The following is a 19,304-nucleotide window of genomic DNA, read 5'->3' as shown; positions in this document are numbered from 1 at the left end:
TTCATTCACTGAGTTTAAGCTACTCTAACTCACTTATCTTATTATATAACTTTGAGTTGACTCCAAGTCAAGCATTTTGCACCTAATCGAAAAATTTTTATCATTAACAATCATATATCTGGAGTTTATACAATGCTCTTCTCTTACCAATTTTTGAAATATTTAAATAATAAAGAAATTACTCTATTCCAAATAAGATAGTACCCAAGTATTTTTCACTTTTTTCTAATGTTGATGCTCATAACTCCGTTCCAAGTCACACACCTTTCGCTTATGGGTTTGGTGAGTTTCTAGGTCAGCATCAATTTCAATGGTAATATTTTGAAAACCACAATCTTTTAGGAAAATTCGAATAGACTCTTTACAAGTTTCCATATGTTCCATTTCTTTTAGACAAACATGGACAATGGCATTTTTTTCCAAAGCATCCATAGTCCAGAGATTAAGCTGATTAAGGCTGGCCACATTGTCCAATCGCTCCAGGCCACTCTTTACTTGCTTGATATCAAGACCTTCTGGCACAGCATCCAAGAAAATCTTGAGTGTAGACCAAAAACGTGGAAGGGCTTTTGAAAGAATAAAGAAAGAAATGACAAGGGACAAAAGAGGATCTAGGATATACCAGTCCGTAAATCGAAGAACAATCGCCATCAGGATAACAGCTACCCACCCTAGCGTATCTTCCAGAAAATGCAGACTCAGAATAGACTCATTCTTTGTCCTTCCCTTACCAACCACCAGACTCGCTAACAGATTGATAGTAATCGCAATAATTCCTAACCAGAGAATCCCCTCATCATTGACTGGTTGCGGATGCAAAATCTTCGTGACATTTTCCAAAATGACTAGAACAGAGCCTGTTACGAGAATCACAGCTGTTACCAAGGCTCCTAGCAGGCTAAACCGCTTATAGCCCAAGGTGTACTGATTGTCTTCTTCACGATTGGAGATTGTTTCTAAAAAAGCTGATATTCCAATTGCAATCGCATCTACTAAGTCATGCACAGAGTCAGCAAGAACAGCGCTAGAACCAAATATTCCACCTGCAATAAACTCAACAATGGCATAAGTCAAATTTAAGAAAAAAGCCACCCAAACAGCATATTTTGCCTTCATATTTCTCATTCCTTTGTTATAATAGATTTATGAACACCTTGTTCATTATCATTATCCACTAAAACTCAAAGAAAGGATAGAAGCAAAACGTCAGCTTTATTCAGTTCTGAACAATTTGCCTTAAATGTCCATATGACTAACATTGACCGCCGTATCAGCAAAACCAAAAAAGCCATCTATCAAGCTTTTATACAACTTTTGAATGCTAAGGGCTACGAGGCCACTACTGTTCAGGATATCATTGATCTCGCAGATGTGGGAAGATCCACCTTTTACTGTCACTATGAAAGTAAGGAGCTTCTTCTGGACCAGCTCTGCCGCTACCTCTTCCATCATCTTTTTGAAAGAAAGCAAGCCATTTCAACCGAGGACTACCTCGCCCACCTCTTTCTGCATTTTCAGAAAAACCAAGACCATATCACCAGTCTACTATTCTCCAAAAATGACTATTTCCTCCGTCAACTACAGAGAGAGCTTGAGCACCACGTCTATCCCATGCTGGCTGCTGATTTGAAGCAAACTCACCCAAGTCTACCTACTTCTTACCTCCAACACTTGGTCGTGTCCAACTTTATCGAGACATTGACCTGGTGGCTCAAAAAAGGTCAAGATTTCACAGACCAGGAAGTTGTCCAATTTTATCTAGACCTTCTCATTCCTAAAAATTGAATATAGAGTAAAGCTCAGTTGTCTTATTTCTAGGTTACTGAGTTTTTTATCTTTTCAACAACAAAAGAGGACCCGCCGATCCTCTTTTTCATACTATAAATCCTTGATTATCAACTATATCTGTTTTAATCGAAATCTCAAAACAGCACTTTCAAACATCTTTTCCTAGTTAAGTAAATCAGTATTCTGCTTAGCTGCCTTGCTCCATTGATACCAACCAACTAGACTGTTAATGAGATAAATTAGATATTTCCCTTGAATTTGCAGGCTTTCTCCCCACCAGAGATAGATTGAAAAAACATTGGTAGCCGCCCAGAATATCCACTGTTCACGGTAAACAGCTGTCATGAGGATTTGCCCTACCCCATTGGTTGCATCTGTGATTGAATCACGATAGGGACGATTGGCACCAATAGACTGATAAATGAAGCCAAAGGCCAACCACCAAAGCACACTAATGGAAAGATACTTTGTCCAGCCCTTGCCGTCCAGTTTACGCGCGACAAACTCCTGCTTTTCCTTCTTAAACTGTGCCTGATAAATCCAAACTAGAAGTCCAATTGGCTGCATGACTGTGAAGTAAAGTGTCGTCAGCACCTCACCATAAAAGCCTTTCTGTAGGGCCAAAATAAGGTAAATAACAGAGTTAATCAAGCCAAAAAGATAATTACTTGCTCGACCTTCCGATACAAAGATTACACAGATAATCCCTGTCAAGCTACAAATCATCCCAATCCAGTCAACAATACGATGTTCGTAAACCAACTCCAGCCAGAGAGGAAAACTTCCTAAAACCAGCAAATAAATCCACTGGGCAAAACTACGATGGGCAAAGAGGTCATCCCAGATAGCCTTCATAGTTCCTGAAAATCCTAAATCAGCCATAGCCGCAACCATACGACGGTAACCACCTGACATTTCACCTAGGGTTGTTTTGATATTTTCAATTTTCTTTTGCAAATAAGTATGCATCATTTCTCCTTTTGTTTTTAAAGAGCCGTGTCTGGATAGACTTTCGGACGCAACGCTCTATTAGATAATGAACTGCCTATACACAAGATTTCTAACCTTAGTCGACATGAGCTGAAACCCCTTATTTGTTAAGTAGTTCACAAAATATTATACACCTATTTTATGAATAGTCAACTATCTTTACAGTAAAATTTTAGAAAATCATGAAAATTTTCTCTTTCTTTCCATTTTAAGTGACATTCAGTCATTCTCACATCAAAAAAGCCCAGACGACATTGTCTGAGCGTTCTTCTATATAGTCGTTTAAGCAAGTTGAGTTTGACATTTTCAAACTATTTCTTCAACAAACCTTGTTCTTGTAGAAACTCCTTGGCTACTTGTTCTGCTGACTTGCCTTCAACACCGACTTGGTAGTTGAGCTGGCTCATCTGGCTTTCAGTAATTTTACCAGCCAATTTATTGAGAACTGTTTCCAACTCTGGATGTTTCTTGAGGAGAGCTTCTTTCATTAGTGGAGCCCCTTGATAAGGTGGGAAGAGTTGCTTGTCATCTTCCAATACCTGTAAATCATAACGCGCCAATTCCGCATCAGTCGAATAGGCATCCGTGATTTGAATATCACCTGACTGAATTGCCTGATAGCGAAGGGCTGGTTCCATGGTCGCCACATTGAGATTGAGACCGTACATTGATTGCAAGCCCTTATTGCCATCTTCACGGTCATTAAACTCAAGTGTAAAGCCTGCCTTCAACTGCCCTTCCACTTTTTTCAAGTCCGAAATGGTCTTCAAGCCGTATTCCTGAGCAATCTTTTTCGGAACAGCTACAGCGTAGGTATTTTGATAAGACATAGGTTTGAGATAGGCTAGATGATCCTGTTTGGCAATGCCATCACGCGCCACATTATAAACCTGCTCTGGCTCATGACTCACTTTCGGTGATGGTTGAAGCAAACTTTCAGTCACCGTACCGGTAAATTCAGGATAGATGTCAATATCACCTTTTTTCAAAGCTTCATAGAGAAAGCTTGTTTTCCCAAAATTTGGTTTAACAGTCGCAGTCATGCTGGTATTTTCTTCAATCAGTAACTTATACATATTGGCCAAAATTTCTGGTTCTGGACCCAATTTTCCAGCAATCACCAAGTTTTCCTTCTCTTTTTGAGCTAAGAGGGCTGGACTATAAGACAGACCTAGCAATAAGGTCACCAAGGCAAAACCAGAAAAAATCGTCCGCAATTTTGCTTTTTCCATCACTTTTAGTAGAAAGTTAAAGGCAATGGCTAGCACTGCAGAAGAAAGTGCCCCAATCAAAATCAGACTGGCATTATTACGGTCAATTCCCAAAAGGATAAAGGAACCCAGCCCCCCTGCACCAATCAAGGCAGCCAAGGTTGCCGTACCGATAATCAAGACAGCTGCCGTCCGAATCCCAGACATGATAACAGGCATGGCAAGTGGAATTTCAAACTTCTTGAGTCGCTCCCACCTAGTCATCCCAAAGGCAATCCCAGCCTCTTGCAGACTCGGATCAATTCCCTTGAGTCCAGTGATGGTATTTTGTAAAATCGGAAAGATCGCATAAATCACTAGAGCTGTCAAAGCAGGCAAGGTTCCAATTCCCATCAAGGGAATAAAGAGCCCTAACAAGGCCAGTGACGGAATAGTCTGGAAAATCCCTGCAATCTGCAAAACCCAATCCGCCAACTTCTCATGATAGCGAAGATAAACAGCCAAAGGAATCGCGATAAAAATAGCTAGTAACAGGGTCAAAAGTGACAACTGCAAATGTTGAGATAGAGCTGTCAACCAATCACTAAAACGATCCTGAAAAGTTGCAATTAAATTAGTCATGAACACTACCTCCAAACAAGTCTGCTACAAATTCTGTAGCAGGAGCTTTTAAAATAATCTCGGGATTCGCCACCTGGCGAATTTCCCCATCCTGTAAAACAGCAATACGGTCTGCCAATTTCAGAGCTTCATCCGTATCATGGGTCACAAAAATCGTTGTCATCCCAAACTCTTTATGCAATTCTTTCGTCAGAACCTGCAATTGTTTTCTCGAAATAGCATCCAAGGCTGAAAAAGGCTCATCCATGAGGAGAATCTTAGGCTGACCAATCATAGCTCGGACAATACCGATCCGTTGCTGTTCTCCACCAGATAATTCACTAGGTAAGCGATGCCCATACTCGGCTACTGGTAAACCAACCTTAGCCAAAAGCTCTTCTGTTTTCTTCGTAATTTCTTCCTTGCTCCACCCCTTCATTTCAGGAATAAGAGCAATATTTTCCGCAACTGTTAGATTTGGAAAAAGAGCAATAGCCTGTAAAACATAACCAGTAGAAAGACGAAGTTCACGCTCATCATAGTCTTTGATGCGCTTCCCATCCATATAAATATTTCCATCAGTTGGTTCCAAAAGACGGTTAATCATCTTGAGCATGGTCGTCTTACCTGACCCAGAAGGTCCTACTAAAACCATAAATTCCCCATCCTCAATCTGTAAGTTGACATCTCTCAAGACATCCTTTTCTGTGTAGCGCAGTGCTACATTTTTGTATTCAATCATTCTTTGTCCTCATTTTAAAACTTTCCTCGATTGGTCATGTCTTCTACCTTAGGCATGACTTCCTTATTGTCCCAATGCTCAAAAATTTTCCCGTTCTCTAAACGGAAGATATTGTACTGGGCATAAGCAAGGCCATCAATCTGAGTCTGACCATAACTAACCACATAGTTTCCTTGTCCTAAGAGTTGGAAAACAAAGTCGAAAGCGGCCTTTACTTATAAACAGCTAATTTGATCTATTTTAATCCTCTTTTGCCTTCTCTTTCAGATTCGCCAAAATTCTTTCTTGAAAGGCTTCAAATTGGTGAATTTCTTCCTCTGAAAATCCTTTGTAAAAGATTGTATCCAATTTCTGACTAACACGATGCCCCACTTCTTTCTGGGATTTGCCCAACTCCGTTAAAACTAAATACTTCTTACGCTTGTCTTTTCCACACGGACTAACAATTACAAGCTTTTGTTCCTCTAGCTTTTTTATCATAGTCGTCAGCGTATTATTCGCAAGCCCAGTCGCAAGCGCGATATCTGTCGCAGTTGCGCAGCCAGTTTCACTATTCCATAAAACCGCTAAAATCTTGCCCTGTTCACCCCTATAAAGAGCCTCAGGATCTTGACTCAGTAACTTTTGAAAAATCCGCCCATTCAACAAACGAATATGATGGGCTAGCAAATGACTATCTTTCATAACACCTCCAATTTATTTCGATATCGAAACGAATAAAATAATTGTAACACTTGTCCTTCCAACTGTCAACTATTTCGATTTAGAAATAATTTTTGCTAATGATTCACACCACCATACTCCGGTTCAACTAACTTTTAACGAGAGTTTCTAAACTCCTTCGTCCTCCAGTCTACAAAAGCCTTCCATCTGTACTATACTATATTTTATGAGGAGACATGTTTTTCCTATCAGACCATTTATTTTAAAGATAGAAGTCAATCATAATTGCTTCCATCTGTTCTTTTATAGTATATTGAAGTTGGACTAGGGCACTGTATCTTCTAAAACATTGATAGAAAGCGATTTGAATTTCCCAATCAATTTGTTCGTATTTAATTTCACCTTACCCTATCTTTCTCATAGCACCCTTCAAACAGCCTATCCCCTACCGTTTGACGATTCCTCACTTCTCTCCACTTCCATTACAGAAGTTTCTTCACTACTATGGTCTCGGCTAACTTCTCATGATTCCTTGTTACTACTATTTGAACGCTCACGAGATAGATCTTACAAAAAAATGCTTTGATCCACAATGGAATCAAAGCATTTTAAAGAACTCCCCGTACATAAGGGCAGAAGCTGCGGTTCCTCGGTACTTGGCTTCTTCTCTTTTGATAAAGCGGGCCAAGTTGAGCAACTCAGGTGCTGGATGTTTGGGATTTAGGAGCAATTCATGATTGACCAGACCTGAGAGACGAACTGCCAGTAATTGCTCATTTGTAGTAGGCAGTTTTTTAGCAGTCTCTAGGAGAGCAGCAACTAAATCTTCACTCAAATCATGTCGAGCATGATTATAAAGATCTTTTACAAGGCTTTCTAGGTTTGGTTCTACCATCCCTACCACCTCCCTTATGGCTTAATAATTTTTAATCAAGTCAACTGTTGAACGATCCAATTTTTTCACCAAGGCTTGCAAGAAAGCTTGAGCTTCTAGGAAGTCATCCATAGCGTAGAGGGTTTGGTGAGAATGGATATAACGAGCGCAAACACCGATTGTTGTTGATGGGACACCACCATTTTTCAAATGAGCTGCGCCAGCGTCTGTGCCGCCTTTACCACAGTAGTATTGGTACTTGATACCAGCTTCTTCAGCCGTTGTCAAAAGGAAATCCTTCATTCCTGGGAGAAGCAAGTGACCTGGGTCGTAGAAACGAATCAAGGTTCCATCTCCAATCTTGCCTTGACCACCATAAACATCACCAGCAGGTGAGCAGTCAACTGCTAGGAAAACTTCTGGGTCAAACTTGGTTGTAGATGTATGAGCACCGCGGAGACCAACTTCTTCTTGGACGTTAGAACCCAGATAGAGTTCATTGCCAAGTTTTTGACCTGACAGAGCTTCTGCCAACTCGCTCACCATGAGAACTCCATAGCGATTGTCCCAAGCTTTTGAGATGATATTTTTTTCATTGGCTGTCAAGATTGCAGAACTATCTGGTACGATGGTGTCACCAGGACGGATGCCAAAACTTTCTGCCTCAGCCTTATCTACAAAACCACCATCAAAGACAATATCTGCAATAGCAGGCATAGTTGGGCCGCCCTTACCACGAGTCAAATGTGGCGGAACAGAGCCTGAAATCACAGGAATTTCACGACCATCACGAGTCAGGAGTTTGAAACGTTGGCTGCTGACTACCATAGGATTCCAACCACCAATTTCAACCACACGGAAGGTACCATCTGGCTTGATCTCGCTGACCATAAAACCAACTTCATCCATGTGAGAAGCGACCAAGACGCGCGGCGCATCCGCAGCTTCTGAATGTTTGATACCAAAAATACCACCCAAGCCATCTGTCACCACTTCATCCACGTGCGGTGTTAACTTTTCACGAAGATAAGCACGGACAGGTGCTTCATGACCTGAGATAGCAGCAAGTTCTGTTACTTCTTTAATTTTTGAAAATAATGTTGTCATTTCAGTTCCTTCTTTCTTTCATCCATTTTACCACTTTTTATAGGAGAAGGATAGCAGGAAGGTTGATAGTTTTTTACTCAGTTTTCCTATAAAAAAGAGAGACAGATGTTCTTTCAGGAATTTTTCTTTCTTTTTACATTAAATTATCAGAAAATTTATTGACAGATTAAAGAAATCGTGTTACAGTAATATCCGCAGGTATCTTTCGGTACCAAATCTACATGAAAGGATGGGGTATGAAACTTTCTCATTATTTAATTGGCTTACTTCTACTCCTAGTCTTTCTCTCTATTAGCATTGGGACCAGTGATTTTTCGTGGGGAAAGCTCTTTGCTTTCGACCAGCAGACCTGGCTTCTCTTTCAAGAGTCCCGTCTTCCAAGAACTATCAGTATTCTCCTGACCGCCTCTAGTATGAGTATGGCAGGACTTCTCATGCAGACTATCACTCAAAATCAGTTTGCTGCTCCAAGCACAGTTGGAACGACTGAAGCTGCCAAACTGGGAATGGTATTGAGCCTCTTTGTCTTTCCGTCGGCTAGTCTGACCCAAAAGATGCTCTTCGCTTTTGTTTCATCCATCGTATTTACTCTCTTCTTCCTAGCCTTTATGACCATTTTTACTGTAAAGGAAAGGTGGATGTTGCCTCTGATTGGGATCATCTATAGCGGGATTATCGGTTCTGTGACAGAAGTTATCGCCTATCGTTTCAATCTGGTTCAGAGTATAACTGCCTGGACCCAGGGCTCCTTCTCCATGATTCAGACCCATCAGTATGAGTGGCTCTTCTTAGGCCTCATCATCCTGATAACCGTTTGGAAATTATCCCAAACCTTCACCATCATGAATCTAGGAAAAGAAACTAGCGAAAGTTTGGGGATTTCTTACTCCCTGCTTGAAAAACTGTCCCTCTTTCTGGTTGCGCTAACGACTAGTGTCACCATGATTACCGTGGGTGGCTTGCCATTTCTCGGAGTCATCGTTCCCAATCTTGTCCGCAAGCGCTATGGAGATAATCTAAGCCAGACCAAACTCATGGTCGCTCTGGTCGGTGCTAATCTAGTTCTGGCCTGCGATATCCTATCCCGAGTTCTAATTCGGCCCTATGAGCTGTCTGTCAGTCTTCTACTAGGAATCATTGGTAGCCTCGTCTTTATCCTACTTCTCTGGAGAGGGGGACGACAAGATGCAGTCTAAAAGCAAACATACCAAGCTCTTCTGGCTTCTCATTATTCTGGCCATCGGAGCTTGTCTCCTCTACTTTTGGCCCATCACTCACTTGTCAGCCTTTGCTTGGAAGTTGCGTTCCCAAAAGATTATCGTTTATCTCTTGGTAGCCATCGCAACTGGGATTTCGACCATTAGTTTTCAAACCCTGACGGAAAATCGCTTCCTGACGCCTAGTATTTTAGGAATCGAATCCTTCTACGTCCTACTGCAAACTCTGCTACTGGTTTTTGAAAGTAAGTTTCTTCAACTTGACAAGTCTCCTATCTTAGAATTCCTGGTTTTACTTCTTATCCAATCCCTCTTCTTTCTTGCCTTACAAGGCTACTTGAAGACACTAATGAAGCAAGATCTGGTCTTCATCCTGCTGATCTGTCTAGCGCTCGGAAGTCTCTTTCGAAATATCAGTACCTTCCTTCAGGTCCTGATGGATCCAAACGAATACGATAAACTGCAGAATAGTCTCTTTGCCTCCTTTCAACATCTCAACACTTCCATCCTAGCCATCGGCTCTCTGATTATCCTTGCTTTGACAATCTGTTTCTTTCGGAAAGCAGTCATTTTGGATGTCTTGCATCTGCAAAGAGAAACGGCTCAGATATTGGGACTCGATGTTGAAAAAGAACAGAAAGAAATCCTCTGGGGCATCGTGCTTTTGACCTCAACGGCCACTGCCTTGGTAGGGACTATGGCCTTCTTCGGCTTTATGCTAGCTAACCTCACCTACCTGATTGTCAAAGACTATCGGCACAAGTTACTCTTTATCGTAGCCATTCTGGTTGGATTTATTAGCTTAACCTTGGGGCAAGCCTTGATTGAACGAGTCTTTGCACTAGAAATTCGCATCAGTATGATTATCGAGAGTGTGGGTGGCTTCTTATTCTTTATCTTACTTTATAGGAGGGCGCATCGGTGAAACTGAAAAACATTGACAAATCCATTCAAAAACAGGATATTTTGCAAGGCATTTCGCTTGAAGTCAGTCCTCAGAAACTGACAGCCTTCATTGGTCCAAATGGTTCTGGAAAATCGACTCTCCTCTCCATCATGAGCAGACTGACCAAGAAAGATCAGGGAATTCTCAGTATCAAAGGTCGTGAAATCGAGAGTTGGAATTCGCAAGAACTAGCCAAAGAACTGACTATCCTAAAGCAGAAAATCAATTACCAAGCCAAATTGACGGTGGAAGAACTGGTCAGTTTTGGACGTTTTCCCTACAGCCGAGGTCGACTGAGAGCAGAAGATTGGGAAAAAATCCGAGAAACTCTGGACTATTTAGAACTGACCAACTTAAAAGACCGCTACATCGATAGCCTGTCTGGAGGACAACTCCAGCGGGTCTTTATCGCTATGGTACTGGCCCAGGATACGGACTTTATCTTACTAGACGAACCGCTCAACAACCTCGACATCAAGCAAAGCGTTAGCATGATGCAGATTCTTCGGAGACTGGTGGAAGAACTCGGAAAGACCATTATCATCGTCCTCCACGATATTAACATGGCCAGCCAGTATGCGGATGAAATTGTCGCCTTCAAGGACGGCCGAGTCTTTCGCAAGGGAACAACAGATCAAATCATGCAAGCTGATCTGCTCAGTCAACTATATGAAATTCCTATCACGCTAGCTGATATCAATGGCAAAAAGATTTGTATCTATAGCTAGTAACATAGAAGCTCAAGTTAGAGAACTTTCAGTCTCTTAGTCAATAAAACCTAGAGACTCCCTAAATCGTTATCACATTTTAAAAAGGAGAAATTATGAAAACATCCCTTAAACTTTATCTCACTGCCCTAGCGGCCAGCTTCTTGCTCCTACTTGGTGCATGTAGTACAAACTCAAGCACTAGTAAGACGGAGTCAAGTAGCTCTGCTCCAACAGAGGTAACCATTAAAAGTTCACTAGGTATAGTCACACTTTCAAAAGTCCCTGAAAAGATTGTGACCTTTGACCTCGGTGCTGCGGATACTATTCGCGCTTTAGGTTTTGAAAAGAATATCGTCGGAATGCCTACAAAAACTGTTCCGACTTATCTAAAAGACCTAGCTGGAAAAGTTAAAAATGTTGGTTCTATGGTTGAGCCAGACCTAGAAGCCCTTGCTGCTCTTGAACCAGACCTAATTATCGCTTCACCACGTACCCAAAAATTCGTAGATAAGTTCAACGAAATCGCTCCGACTGTTCTCTTCCAAGCAGGCAAAGATGACTACTGGACTTCTACCAAGACTAATATCGAATCCCTAGCAAGCGCCTTTGGTGAAACTGGTACACAGAAAGCCAAGGAAGAATTGGACAAGCTAGACAAGAGCATCCAAGAAGTCGCAACTAAAAACGAAAGTTCTGACAAAAAAGCCCTTGCTATCCTCCTCAATGAAGGAAAAATGGCTGCCTTTGGTGCCCAATCTCGTTTCTCTTTCTTGTATCAAACCTTGAAATTCAAGCCAACTGACACTAAATTCGAAGACTCACGCCACGGACAAGAAGTCAGCTTTGAAAGTGTCAAAGAAATCAACCCTGACATCCTCTTTGTCATCAACCGTACCCTTGCCATCGGTGGTGACAACTCAAGCAACGATGGCGTCCTAGAAAATGCCCTCATCGCTGAAACACCTGCCGCTAAAAATGGAAAGATCATCCAACTAACACCAGATCTCTGGTATCTAAGCGGAGGCGGACTTGAATCAACAAAACTCATGATTGAAGATGCACAAAAAGCCTTGAAATAAGCTGCTTTAAACTCAATCACATCTTTACATGATAAAACGCATCCTATCAAGCTCACTCAAACCTGATAGGATGCGTTTTTATCATTTTATTAAAACCTTTTGCCCAACCTCATTCCCCTTCTTGATTCCGTTTAAGGGAAAAATGGTCTGGGACGGGGTCCTTACCTGTTTTCGACCATGGATGGCAACGTAAAATTCGAGCCAAACCCATCAAAACACCCTTGAAGCCATGTTTTTCAATAGCCTGAATCATGTAGTTGGAACAAGTCGGCTCAAAGCGACAAGAGGGTGGAAAGGCTGGTGAGATAAACCGTTGGTAAAAGCGCACAGGCGCTATTAAGATTCGTTTCATTATTTCTTGGTTACAGCCATGGTGTGTAGTTGGCTGATTTCTTTTTTATTAAGACGACGAGATTCTCCTGGACGGAGTCCTGTCAAGTCTAGGTGTCCAAAACGAGTCCGTGACAACTTGTCCACTTGAAGACCAACAGCTTCAAACATCTTTTTAACCTGATGGTTACGTCCTTCATGAATGGTCAACTGTACCACAGAGCGATTTTTAACTGGGTCCACTTTGAGAATTTCATAAACAGCTGGCTTGGTTTTCTTGCCATCAATCTCCAGTCCACGGGTCAAGGGGCGGAGATTATCCTTATTGGCCACACCTTTAACACGCGCGACATAAACCTTGTCAATCTCATTACGAGGGTGAATCATCTCATCCGTAAAATCCCCATCATTGGTCAAAATCAAGACACCTGATGTATCCCAGTCCAAACGACCTACAGGATAGATGCGCTCTTTCACGTTGGGCAAGAGGTCGACAACCGTCTTGCGACCCTTGTCATCTGTCACACTGGAAATGACACCGCGTGGTTTGTTAAGCAGATAATAGACCTTTTCTTCGTTGTAGATAGGCTGGCCTTCAACTTCGACCTTGTCGCCTGACTTGATGGTCGTTGCTAGTTCACGTACCACCTGGCCGTTAACCGTCACCAAGCCTTGCTTGATCAGCTCTTCTGCTTTTCTCCTACTGGCCACACCTGCGTGGGCAATATACTTATTGATTCTCATCTTCTTCTATCCTTTCACCAAATAATTGGCTTTCTTGGGCTTGAATCTCAAGCTCATCAATCACTGGTAATTCTTCTAAATGATTTATCCCCATGTAATCTAGGAAATAATCTGTAGTCACATAGAGGTTGGGGCGACCCAACACTTCTTTTTTCCCGTCTTCTCGTATCAAGTCAAAGGCCTGCAACTTTGCCAAGGCCCCACTCGAGTTGACCCCACGGATGGCATCAATCTCTATCCGTGTGATGGGTTGCTTGTAGGCAATGATGGACAAGGTCTCAAGGGCAGCTCGAGATAAACTCTGGTTGATAGGTGCCTTAGAGTATTCCTTCAAAACCGCTGCAAATTGAGGCTTGGTCACCAATCTATAAGCGCCCCCTGTCTCAATCAGAGCCAAACTGGAATCTGGGTCCTTTTCATACTTCTGGACTAATTTTTCTAAACTCTGTTGGATGCCTGTCGGTGGCAGAGAGAGGAGTTCAGCTAACTGGCGGACTCTAATCCCATCTTCACCCGCTACAAACAAGAGCGCTTCTATTTTTGCTAAAGTACTCATCTTTCCTCTCTATCAAGTCTAGTTTTGGACCACTTGACTTTCTTCCTTCTTTTCCATGAGATAAATATCTCCAAAACTTTCCTCTTGCACAAGGATCAGCTCCTGGGTTTTGATTAACTCTAGGGTTGCCAAAAAGAGGGTAATAACCTCTTGGACATTCTGGGCTTCCTTAAACAAATCCTGCAAGCGCAATTGATCTCGTCCAGTCAAGGACTCTTTCACGATAACCATCATGTCCTCAATCTTATACTCATCCCGCAAGATAGTCGTGTGATTCTGTGCAAACTCCTCTTTTTTCTTGGCTAGGATATTTGAAAAAGCCAAAAAGAGGTCAATGGTCGTCTTGTCATGCACAAGCTCCGCATCTTCGTAAATCAACTCTGTCGGCGCTTTGGAATAGTACTGGGCCCGTTCTTGGTGCTTGGCTTCCAAGTGCTCACCCAAGAGCTTAAACTTACGGTATTCTTCGATTTGAGAGAGAAGATCCTGCTCCAGGTCATCCTCCAAATCTGTCACTTCCGCTACCTTTGGAAGAAGCTTGCGGCTCTTGATCAACATGAGCTGACTGGCCATGACCATGTACTCGCCCGTCACTTCCAGACGCATGGCCTGCAGGGTTGAGACATAGGCTAGATACTGCTCGATGACTTCCGTGATGGGCACATCGTAGATATCCATCTGGTACTTAGAAACCAGGTGCAAAAGCAAGTCCAGGGGCCCTTCAAAATCTTTTAATTTAATATCCATTATCTATATTTTTCTAAGGTCAGGACTGTTTTTAATCCTAATTTTTTTGCAATTTCGTACAAATCGACCTTGTTTTCTATTTGTCTTAGAATAAACTGTTCTCGCAAGGCTTGGGCTGATAAGGCTGGAAAACCTCTCTCCTTGACAAAAGCTTCTAACTGACGAAAGGCCCACTGACGAGAATAGGCTTTCCCTCCCCTTTCAAACAGATAGGTCTGGCCCATCAAGGGTTCTAGCTCTGAAAGCAAGGTCGTGGGAATGGTGACAATCCTCTGTTGGGAAGCCTTCTGGATTCGCAACACCTGAAAATCCAGATTGATATCCGCAACCTTTAGAGCTAAAATCTCACTCGGCAAGAGTCCCATTTCTAGGATTAAGAGTGCTAGCAAGCGACCCTCTGGATAGTCGCTTTCTTGCCAAAAAGAGTCTAGGTCTAACAGTTCTGGCTTTGCGGTCTTCTTTTCAGCTTGTTTAGCTAATTCTAAGCGGTAAAAGCTATCCACTTCTCCTTTTTGATAGAGAAAGTAGAGAAATTGATTACAAGCCGAAATTTTCCGCTTCTGGGCGCTGATTTTCAGACTGGCTAGCTGGACTTGGTAAATCTTGAGACTGGTCTCCGAAATCCGCTCACCCACAATGTCTAAAAATTGCTCCAAATCATACTTATAGGACTGCTTGGAATTGGCAGACAAGCCCTGCTTTTCCTCTAAAAAGGCTGAAATCCTATCTCTCATTTGCATCGAATCTCGTATTCCTTACTAAAGTCATGCAAGAGAGCATTGACTGCCTTGAGGATAGACTTGCGCGTAATAATCCCTTGGAAAATACCTTCTGCGTCCACAACCGGCAAGAAGGACTCATCTACCAGCTTGTGCAAGACCTCCGTAATGGTAAAATCAGGCGAAACAACCGCTACGTCCGTTTTAGTCATATGAACAATATCCGTATCTGCCATGATTTCTTGACTCAAGTCATGCTCCATCTGATAAGCCATAATATCTCTGAGCCCAATCGTCCCAACAAACTGTTTTTCATCTGTCACAACAGGAACACGGGTATAGGTCATCTGACTGAGCAAGAGTGTCGCGTGATCTGCATTGTGAGTATCAATCAACACAGCTAGATTTTCAGCAGGAGTTAAAAAAGTTTCCTCCTGCCCCAACAAGAAAGTCTCAAACTCCTTGGCAATCATCGGCTAAACTCCTTGGACAAGCCCGGATACACCTCATGGTCTCGTGTCAAAAAGTCCACTTTGAAATAACTATCATCAATCTCCACACGAGCATAAAGACATTCTCTGATGGTCCCACGTGGTTGACTGATGGAACCTGGATTTAGAAAGAGGGTCTTGCCTTCCATCCAAGCGCTTGGCACATGCAAGTGACCATAAAGGCAGATATCGGCCTCTTCTTCCTGAGCCCAGTAGTCCAGCTTTTGAAAGTTGAAATTGATGTCAAACAAGTGACCATGGGTTTGGATAATCTTGATCGAACCAAGCTCAGTCACCAAACGTTCTGGGTAGCCGGCGTAGAAGTCCATGTTCCCTTTAACAACACGGATGCCCTCCCAAAGTGGAGAATCAGGACGCAGTTCAGAATCGCCATTATGAAAAACGGCATCGACTTTGCCCACATAGCGATCACGGATTTCTTCCACAATCAAGCTATCGCCATGAGAATCGCTCATTACAATGATGGTTTGCTTTGCCATGATGGAAATACCTCCAAAAGTTTCTTAACGGCTAAGGCACGGTGAGATTGACTATTTTTTTCTTCGAGGGTTAATTCAGCTGATGACTTGCCTGTCTCTCCTACAAGGAAGAGAGGATCATAGCCGAAGCCATTTTCACCCTTAGGTTCAAAGTTAATGTAGCCAGGCCAGTCTGCTTCAACAACCAAACTTTCCTTGTTTGGACTGGCTACGACTAGGGTTGTATGGAATTGAGCCGAGCGGTCCTTGAGTTCAAAGACCATGGCCAATTCGTGCAAGAGTTTGGCATTGTTTTCACGGTCAGTAGCTCCCACTCCTGCGAAACGAGCTGACCAGACACCTGGCAAGCCACCAAGGACATCGACTTTGAGACCTGAGTCATCTGCCAAAACCATCTTGCCCGTTAATTGAGAAATAGTTTCTGCCTTGAGACGGGCATTTTCTTCAAAGGTCATGCCTGTTTCAGCTACTTCAGGTAAGTCAGGATAGTCATTAAGATTTTCCACATCGTAGCCTAGCTTGTCAAAGATAGCTCGGAATTCCTTGGTCTTGCCCTCGTTTCGAGTCGCAATCAATAAGGTTTCTCTGACCTTGTTTGTCTCAAAGAAAGCTTCTACATCAACACCTTCTTTAGGCAATTCTACATGCAGGAGTTGCCCATTTTCAACTAAGAGAAAAGCCCCCTGACGTTGGATGACTTCCACATTTCGTCCCATTTCTTGGTTGAGGATATCTACCACAAAAGACAATAAACGGTAGAGAGAACCATAGCGTAAAACAGTAACAGAAACAGGAAAACCTCGATCCTCATCTCGAAATCTTTGGGCAAACTCCAATAGAGGAAAATCCAAGTCATCATCCGTCAACGTCCGGACGCCACCAAAAATACCATAGGACCCGACATACCAGTCCTGTTCATCCTTATATTCATAAATTTTATTTGTCATAATTCTACATGCTCCACATGAATCTCTTTTTCCAGCCATTCTTCACCAATTTGTGCAAAACTTTGGCTGCTGGCTGTTGTGTAAAAACGGTGATGGAGTGATCCGGCATCACGACCACGATTGATTTCAAAATAATTGAGTAGGACTGAGATGTCCCGTACACACTCTGCCCCACTATCGATGAGCTGAACCTTGGGCCCCATGACATTTTGAATAATAGGTCTGAGCAGTGGATAATGGGTACAACCCAAAATCAGGCTATCCACCTTGCCAACCAAGGGACGCAGGGTTTCATAGACCACTTTCTTGGTGACACTGGTTGACAGGGCACCAGACTCCACCAAGGGAGCAAACTTGGGACAGGCCAAGCTCTCCACCTGTAAGTCCGGATCCAGATCATGGATTTTCTGGCGATAAATGTCAGATTGGACCGTCATGGGTGTTCCAATCACTCCGATTTTCCCACCTTGGCTGGACTTGATGGCTGCTGAAGCTCCTGGCAAAATCACACCCAAGACAGGAATATCTAGTTGAGCCTTGATTTCTTCCCAGACGACCGCAGTCGCAGTGTTACAAGCAATGACAATCATCTTGACATCCTTGGTCAAAAGAAAGTTGACCAACTGCCAAGTATATTCACGAATTTGCTCAGCAGGACGGGGACCATAGGGCGCCCGTGCCGAATCTCCAATATAGACGATTTCTTCATGGGGAAGCTGGCGCATGAGCTCGCGCACAACGGTCAAGCCCCCGACACCCGAATCCAAAAAACCAATTGGTCGATTATCCATACAGTCTTCTTTCTAGTCTTTTTTCTGATTGATAGTTCATTATGATTATTTATCCTTATGAACTGAATGACAGTCTAATCAATAACTATCTCTCTTAATCATAATCAAATATCAATAGAATGCAAGGAAAAAGTCTCATCCCTAAACATAACCAACATAGTGAGAAGTCTGGAACTTTCATCCCAGACTTTTCCTTATTTATTTTTTCTTTTTATTGTTGGCAAGGGCTGCTTTTTGTTGGCGAATGATTTGGTGGTAAACTTGTTGCACCTTGGCTTCGCTTGGTTTTTGACCATTTGCACTCAAAAGAGTACGAACTGCTTCAGCATTCAAACGTGGGTTGTCAGCGAATTCTTTTTCAATTTGCTTACGAACCAAGTACATTCCTCCAAGAGCTCCTCCTAGAAAAGCTAGCACAATCAATACAATTGCTAATAGTAAATCCATTATATTTCTCCTGTTTCTTTTTGAGTCTCTTTCATTATACCACAAACTAGCCACCCTGACTAGTTTGTTTTACGCTTTCAGGGAGGGAATAGACGGCAAAAAGAACCCTGCTTTTCTGCGAAAGAGGGTTCCTTACTGAGTTTATACTCAATGAAAATCAAAGAGCAAACTAGGAAGCTAGCCACAGGCTGCTCAAAACACTGTTTTGAGGTTGCAGATAGAGCTGACACGGTTTGAAGAGATTTTGCAAAACGCAAGAAATAAAAGACTGAGACACTAGATCTCAGCCTTTTTCTTTATCCCAAAACCAATTCATCACTGACCAAACTTTGGCCACTATTTTTCTGGAAGAGATGCATGAGGTCTTCAACTGTCAGATGCTTTTTCTCTTCTCCTTTTACATCCACCACTATCTTGCCTTGATAGAGCATAATGAGACGATTTCCGTACTCAATCGCATGGTTCATATCGTGGGTAATCATCAAAGTCGTCAACTGATGATGTTCCACAATTTTTTGTGTCAAATCCATCACCATTTGACTCGTTTTCGGGTCAAGTGCCGCAGTATGTTCATCCAAAAGCAAGAGTTTAGGTTTCACTAGAGCTGCCATGACTAGAGTCAAGGCCTGTCTTTGTCCTCCTGAGAGATATTGAGTATCCACTTTCAAGCGGTTTTCAAGACCAATATTCAACTCCTTCAAGGCCTCTTGGAACTGGATTCTATCCTTCTCCTTCACGCCCCAACCAAGCCCTCTCTTCTGCCCGCGTCTCAAGGCAATAGCCATATTTTCCTCAATCGTCAAACGAGAAGCTGTCCCCATCTTAGGGTCTTGAAAAACACGGGCAATATCCTTGGCTCTCTTTCTTACACTCAGATTTTTAATGGATTTACCTGCCAATAAAAGGTCCCCTTCGTCCACCGATAGATTGCCTGCCAAGATATTCATCAAAGTGGATTTACCTGCTCCATTTCCACCAATCACAGAGATAAAATCTCCCTCTTCAACCTCTAAATCTAATCCTTTGAGGACATGGTTCTCATTGACCGTCCCTGCTTCAAATGTTTTGTGAATATTTTCAAGTGTTAACAAACTTGCCATAACTT

23 protein-coding genes and 1 pseudogene are annotated in these 19,304 nt (G+C 42.5%); 5 read left to right on the top strand and 19 right to left on the bottom strand.

Features of this window, described 5'->3' with window-relative positions:
* Positions 1-225: 225 nt before the first annotated feature.
* On the bottom strand, positions 226-1,116 hold the full coding sequence (gene czcD / locus OVN23_RS04750; RefSeq protein ID WP_173253193.1) for a cation diffusion facilitator family transporter CzcD: 891 nt from the start codon (positions 1,114-1,116) through the stop codon (positions 226-228).
* A 132-nt stretch (positions 1,117-1,248) separates the two neighbouring features.
* Between czcD and OVN23_RS04745 the strand changes: the two genes are divergently transcribed.
* Positions 1,249-1,785, top strand: a complete 537-nt coding sequence (locus OVN23_RS04745; protein ID WP_267240698.1) for a TetR/AcrR family transcriptional regulator — start codon at positions 1,249-1,251, stop codon at positions 1,783-1,785.
* Positions 1,786-1,950: 165 nt separating this feature from the next.
* Here OVN23_RS04745 and pnuC read toward each other — a convergent pair whose 3' ends face one another.
* The 7 genes and pseudogenes from pnuC to pepA all read right to left on the bottom strand — a co-directional run bounded on the left by pnuC (position 1,951) and on the right by pepA (position 7,975).
* Positions 1,951-2,757 carry a nicotinamide riboside transporter PnuC gene (pnuC, locus tag OVN23_RS04740; protein WP_000557779.1) on the bottom strand — a complete coding sequence of 269 codons (807 nt, stop codon included), beginning with the start codon at positions 2,755-2,757 and terminating at the stop codon, positions 1,951-1,953.
* Positions 2,758-3,089: 332 nt separating this feature from the next.
* Positions 3,090-4,610 carry an ABC transporter permease/substrate-binding protein gene (locus tag OVN23_RS04735; RefSeq protein WP_267240697.1) on the bottom strand — a complete coding sequence of 507 codons (1,521 nt, stop codon included), beginning with the start codon at positions 4,608-4,610 and terminating at the stop codon, positions 3,090-3,092.
* Entirely contained in the window at positions 4,603-5,331 is a 729-nt protein-coding gene (locus tag OVN23_RS04730) for an ATP-binding cassette domain-containing protein (protein WP_267240696.1), read from the bottom strand. Before OVN23_RS04730 ends, OVN23_RS04735 begins: the two co-directional genes overlap by 8 nt.
* A gap of 14 nt (positions 5,332-5,345) precedes the next feature.
* Positions 5,346-5,534, bottom strand: a pseudogene (locus OVN23_RS04725) (polyketide cyclase); the annotation flags it as partial.
* Positions 5,535-5,571: 37 nt separating this feature from the next.
* Positions 5,572-6,015 (bottom strand): MarR family winged helix-turn-helix transcriptional regulator, encoded by a 444-nt coding sequence (locus OVN23_RS04720; RefSeq protein ID WP_267240695.1) that lies wholly within the window; start codon positions 6,013-6,015, stop codon positions 5,572-5,574.
* 577 nt (positions 6,016-6,592) lie between these two features.
* Positions 6,593-6,889 carry a bacteriocin immunity protein gene (locus OVN23_RS04715; RefSeq protein WP_267240694.1) on the bottom strand — a complete coding sequence of 99 codons (297 nt, stop codon included), beginning with the start codon at positions 6,887-6,889 and terminating at the stop codon, positions 6,593-6,595.
* A 21-nt stretch (positions 6,890-6,910) separates the two neighbouring features.
* On the bottom strand, positions 6,911-7,975 hold the full coding sequence (gene pepA, locus OVN23_RS04710) for a glutamyl aminopeptidase (protein WP_267240693.1): 1,065 nt from the start codon (positions 7,973-7,975) through the stop codon (positions 6,911-6,913).
* Between the two features lie 236 nt (positions 7,976-8,211).
* Here pepA and OVN23_RS04705 point away from each other — a divergent pair, with 236 nt between their 5' ends.
* From OVN23_RS04705 to OVN23_RS04690, 4 genes are all read left to right on the top strand, one after another.
* Entirely contained in the window at positions 8,212-9,171 is a 960-nt protein-coding gene (locus tag OVN23_RS04705) for an ABC transporter permease (protein ID WP_267240692.1), read from the top strand.
* Positions 9,161-10,117: an iron chelate uptake ABC transporter family permease subunit gene (locus OVN23_RS04700; RefSeq protein ID WP_267240691.1), complete on the top strand. Its 957-nt coding sequence runs from the start codon at positions 9,161-9,163 to the stop codon at positions 10,115-10,117. Before OVN23_RS04705 ends, OVN23_RS04700 begins: the two co-directional genes overlap by 11 nt.
* On the top strand, positions 10,114-10,866 hold the full coding sequence (locus tag OVN23_RS04695) for an ABC transporter ATP-binding protein (RefSeq protein WP_267240690.1): 753 nt from the start codon (positions 10,114-10,116) through the stop codon (positions 10,864-10,866). The genes OVN23_RS04700 and OVN23_RS04695 overlap by 4 nt, the downstream gene beginning before the upstream one ends.
* Positions 10,867-10,961: 95 nt before the next feature.
* Complete coding sequence (locus tag OVN23_RS04690; RefSeq protein WP_112443799.1) at positions 10,962-11,927, top strand: siderophore ABC transporter substrate-binding protein; 966 nt, start codon at positions 10,962-10,964, stop codon at positions 11,925-11,927.
* Between the two features lie 109 nt (positions 11,928-12,036).
* Here the strand turns inward: OVN23_RS04690 and yidD are convergent, their stop codons facing one another.
* From yidD to OVN23_RS04635, 11 genes are all read right to left on the bottom strand, one after another.
* Positions 12,037-12,279 (bottom strand): membrane protein insertion efficiency factor YidD, encoded by a 243-nt coding sequence (gene yidD, locus OVN23_RS04685; protein ID WP_050230852.1) that lies wholly within the window; start codon positions 12,277-12,279, stop codon positions 12,037-12,039.
* Entirely contained in the window at positions 12,279-13,001 is a 723-nt protein-coding gene (locus tag OVN23_RS04680) for a pseudouridine synthase (protein ID WP_001222228.1), read from the bottom strand. The genes yidD and OVN23_RS04680 overlap by 1 nt, the downstream gene beginning before the upstream one ends.
* Positions 12,988-13,557 carry an SMC-Scp complex subunit ScpB gene (gene scpB, locus OVN23_RS04675; RefSeq protein ID WP_164226036.1) on the bottom strand — a complete coding sequence of 190 codons (570 nt, stop codon included), beginning with the start codon at positions 13,555-13,557 and terminating at the stop codon, positions 12,988-12,990. Before scpB ends, OVN23_RS04680 begins: the two co-directional genes overlap by 14 nt.
* 18 nt (positions 13,558-13,575) lie before the next feature.
* Positions 13,576-14,304, bottom strand: coding sequence for a segregation/condensation protein A (locus OVN23_RS04670; protein ID WP_164226035.1), 729 nt, complete (start codon positions 14,302-14,304; stop codon positions 13,576-13,578).
* Entirely contained in the window at positions 14,304-15,038 is a 735-nt protein-coding gene (gene xerD / locus OVN23_RS04665; protein ID WP_318968716.1) for a site-specific tyrosine recombinase XerD, read from the bottom strand. The genes OVN23_RS04670 and xerD overlap by 1 nt, the downstream gene beginning before the upstream one ends.
* Positions 15,035-15,496, bottom strand: coding sequence for a cyclic-di-AMP-binding protein CbpB (gene cbpB, locus OVN23_RS04660; protein ID WP_125451503.1), 462 nt, complete (start codon positions 15,494-15,496; stop codon positions 15,035-15,037). Before cbpB ends, xerD begins: the two co-directional genes overlap by 4 nt.
* Positions 15,493-16,014, bottom strand: coding sequence for a metallophosphoesterase (locus tag OVN23_RS04655; RefSeq protein ID WP_173213161.1), 522 nt, complete (start codon positions 16,012-16,014; stop codon positions 15,493-15,495). The genes cbpB and OVN23_RS04655 overlap by 4 nt, the downstream gene beginning before the upstream one ends.
* Complete coding sequence (locus tag OVN23_RS04650) at positions 15,990-16,961, bottom strand: nucleoside-triphosphate diphosphatase (protein WP_050972308.1); 972 nt, start codon at positions 16,959-16,961, stop codon at positions 15,990-15,992. The genes OVN23_RS04655 and OVN23_RS04650 overlap by 25 nt, the downstream gene beginning before the upstream one ends.
* Positions 16,958-17,752 carry a glutamate racemase gene (gene racE / locus OVN23_RS04645; protein ID WP_173213163.1) on the bottom strand — a complete coding sequence of 265 codons (795 nt, stop codon included), beginning with the start codon at positions 17,750-17,752 and terminating at the stop codon, positions 16,958-16,960. The genes OVN23_RS04650 and racE overlap by 4 nt, the downstream gene beginning before the upstream one ends.
* 198 nt (positions 17,753-17,950) lie before the next feature.
* The gene (locus OVN23_RS04640) at positions 17,951-18,199 is read right to left on the bottom strand and encodes a YneF family protein (protein ID WP_000364990.1); all 249 of its coding nucleotides are present in this window, start codon (positions 18,197-18,199) and stop codon (positions 17,951-17,953) included.
* Between the two features lie 296 nt (positions 18,200-18,495).
* Positions 18,496-19,299, bottom strand: coding sequence for an ABC transporter ATP-binding protein (locus OVN23_RS04635; RefSeq protein ID WP_000157661.1), 804 nt, complete (start codon positions 19,297-19,299; stop codon positions 18,496-18,498).
* Positions 19,300-19,304: the final 5 nt, after the last annotated feature.

Origin of the sequence: Streptococcus sp. Marseille-Q6488, from assembly GCF_946902925.1 — a bacterium.
Lineage (GTDB): Bacteria > Bacillota > Bacilli > Lactobacillales > Streptococcaceae > Streptococcus.
The sequence above is the reverse complement of the archived record's forward strand: the minus strand, read 5'-3'. Positions and strand labels throughout refer to the sequence as shown.

Coding starts and splice junctions, on each gene's coding strand:
- OVN23_RS04745 (WP_267240698.1), top strand. CDS start 1,249: ATGACTAACATTGACCGCCGTATCAGCAAAACCAAAAAAGCCATCTAT.
- OVN23_RS04690 (WP_112443799.1), top strand. CDS start 10,962: ATGAAAACATCCCTTAAACTTTATCTCACTGCCCTAGCGGCCAGCTTC.
- xerD (WP_318968716.1), bottom strand. CDS start 15,038: ATGAGAGATAGGATTTCAGCCTTTTTAGAGGAAAAGCAGGGCTTGTCT.
- cbpB (WP_125451503.1), bottom strand. CDS start 15,496: ATGATTGCCAAGGAGTTTGAGACTTTCTTGTTGGGGCAGGAGGAAACT.
- scpB (WP_164226036.1), bottom strand. CDS start 13,557: ATGAGTACTTTAGCAAAAATAGAAGCGCTCTTGTTTGTAGCGGGTGAA.
- OVN23_RS04655 (WP_173213161.1), bottom strand. CDS start 16,014: ATGGCAAAGCAAACCATCATTGTAATGAGCGATTCTCATGGCGATAGC.
- racE (WP_173213163.1), bottom strand. CDS start 17,752: ATGGATAATCGACCAATTGGTTTTTTGGATTCGGGTGTCGGGGGCTTG.
- OVN23_RS04670 (WP_164226035.1), bottom strand. CDS start 14,304: ATGGATATTAAATTAAAAGATTTTGAAGGGCCCCTGGACTTGCTTTTG.
- OVN23_RS04650 (WP_050972308.1), bottom strand. CDS start 16,961: ATGACAAATAAAATTTATGAATATAAGGATGAACAGGACTGGTATGTC.
- yidD (WP_050230852.1), bottom strand. CDS start 12,279: ATGAAACGAATCTTAATAGCGCCTGTGCGCTTTTACCAACGGTTTATC.
- OVN23_RS04715 (WP_267240694.1), bottom strand. CDS start 6,889: ATGGTAGAACCAAACCTAGAAAGCCTTGTAAAAGATCTTTATAATCAT.
- OVN23_RS04705 (WP_267240692.1), top strand. CDS start 8,212: ATGAAACTTTCTCATTATTTAATTGGCTTACTTCTACTCCTAGTCTTT.
- OVN23_RS04735 (WP_267240697.1), bottom strand. CDS start 4,610: ATGACTAATTTAATTGCAACTTTTCAGGATCGTTTTAGTGATTGGTTG.
- OVN23_RS04640 (WP_000364990.1), bottom strand. CDS start 18,199: ATGGATTTACTATTAGCAATTGTATTGATTGTGCTAGCTTTTCTAGGA.
- OVN23_RS04680 (WP_001222228.1), bottom strand. CDS start 13,001: ATGAGAATCAATAAGTATATTGCCCACGCAGGTGTGGCCAGTAGGAGA.
- OVN23_RS04635 (WP_000157661.1), bottom strand. CDS start 19,299: ATGGCAAGTTTGTTAACACTTGAAAATATTCACAAAACATTTGAAGCA.
- OVN23_RS04700 (WP_267240691.1), top strand. CDS start 9,161: ATGCAGTCTAAAAGCAAACATACCAAGCTCTTCTGGCTTCTCATTATT.
- czcD (WP_173253193.1), bottom strand. CDS start 1,116: ATGAAGGCAAAATATGCTGTTTGGGTGGCTTTTTTCTTAAATTTGACT.
- OVN23_RS04720 (WP_267240695.1), bottom strand. CDS start 6,015: ATGAAAGATAGTCATTTGCTAGCCCATCATATTCGTTTGTTGAATGGG.
- OVN23_RS04730 (WP_267240696.1), bottom strand. CDS start 5,331: ATGATTGAATACAAAAATGTAGCACTGCGCTACACAGAAAAGGATGTC.
- pnuC (WP_000557779.1), bottom strand. CDS start 2,757: ATGCATACTTATTTGCAAAAGAAAATTGAAAATATCAAAACAACCCTA.
- pepA (WP_267240693.1), bottom strand. CDS start 7,975: ATGACAACATTATTTTCAAAAATTAAAGAAGTAACAGAACTTGCTGCT.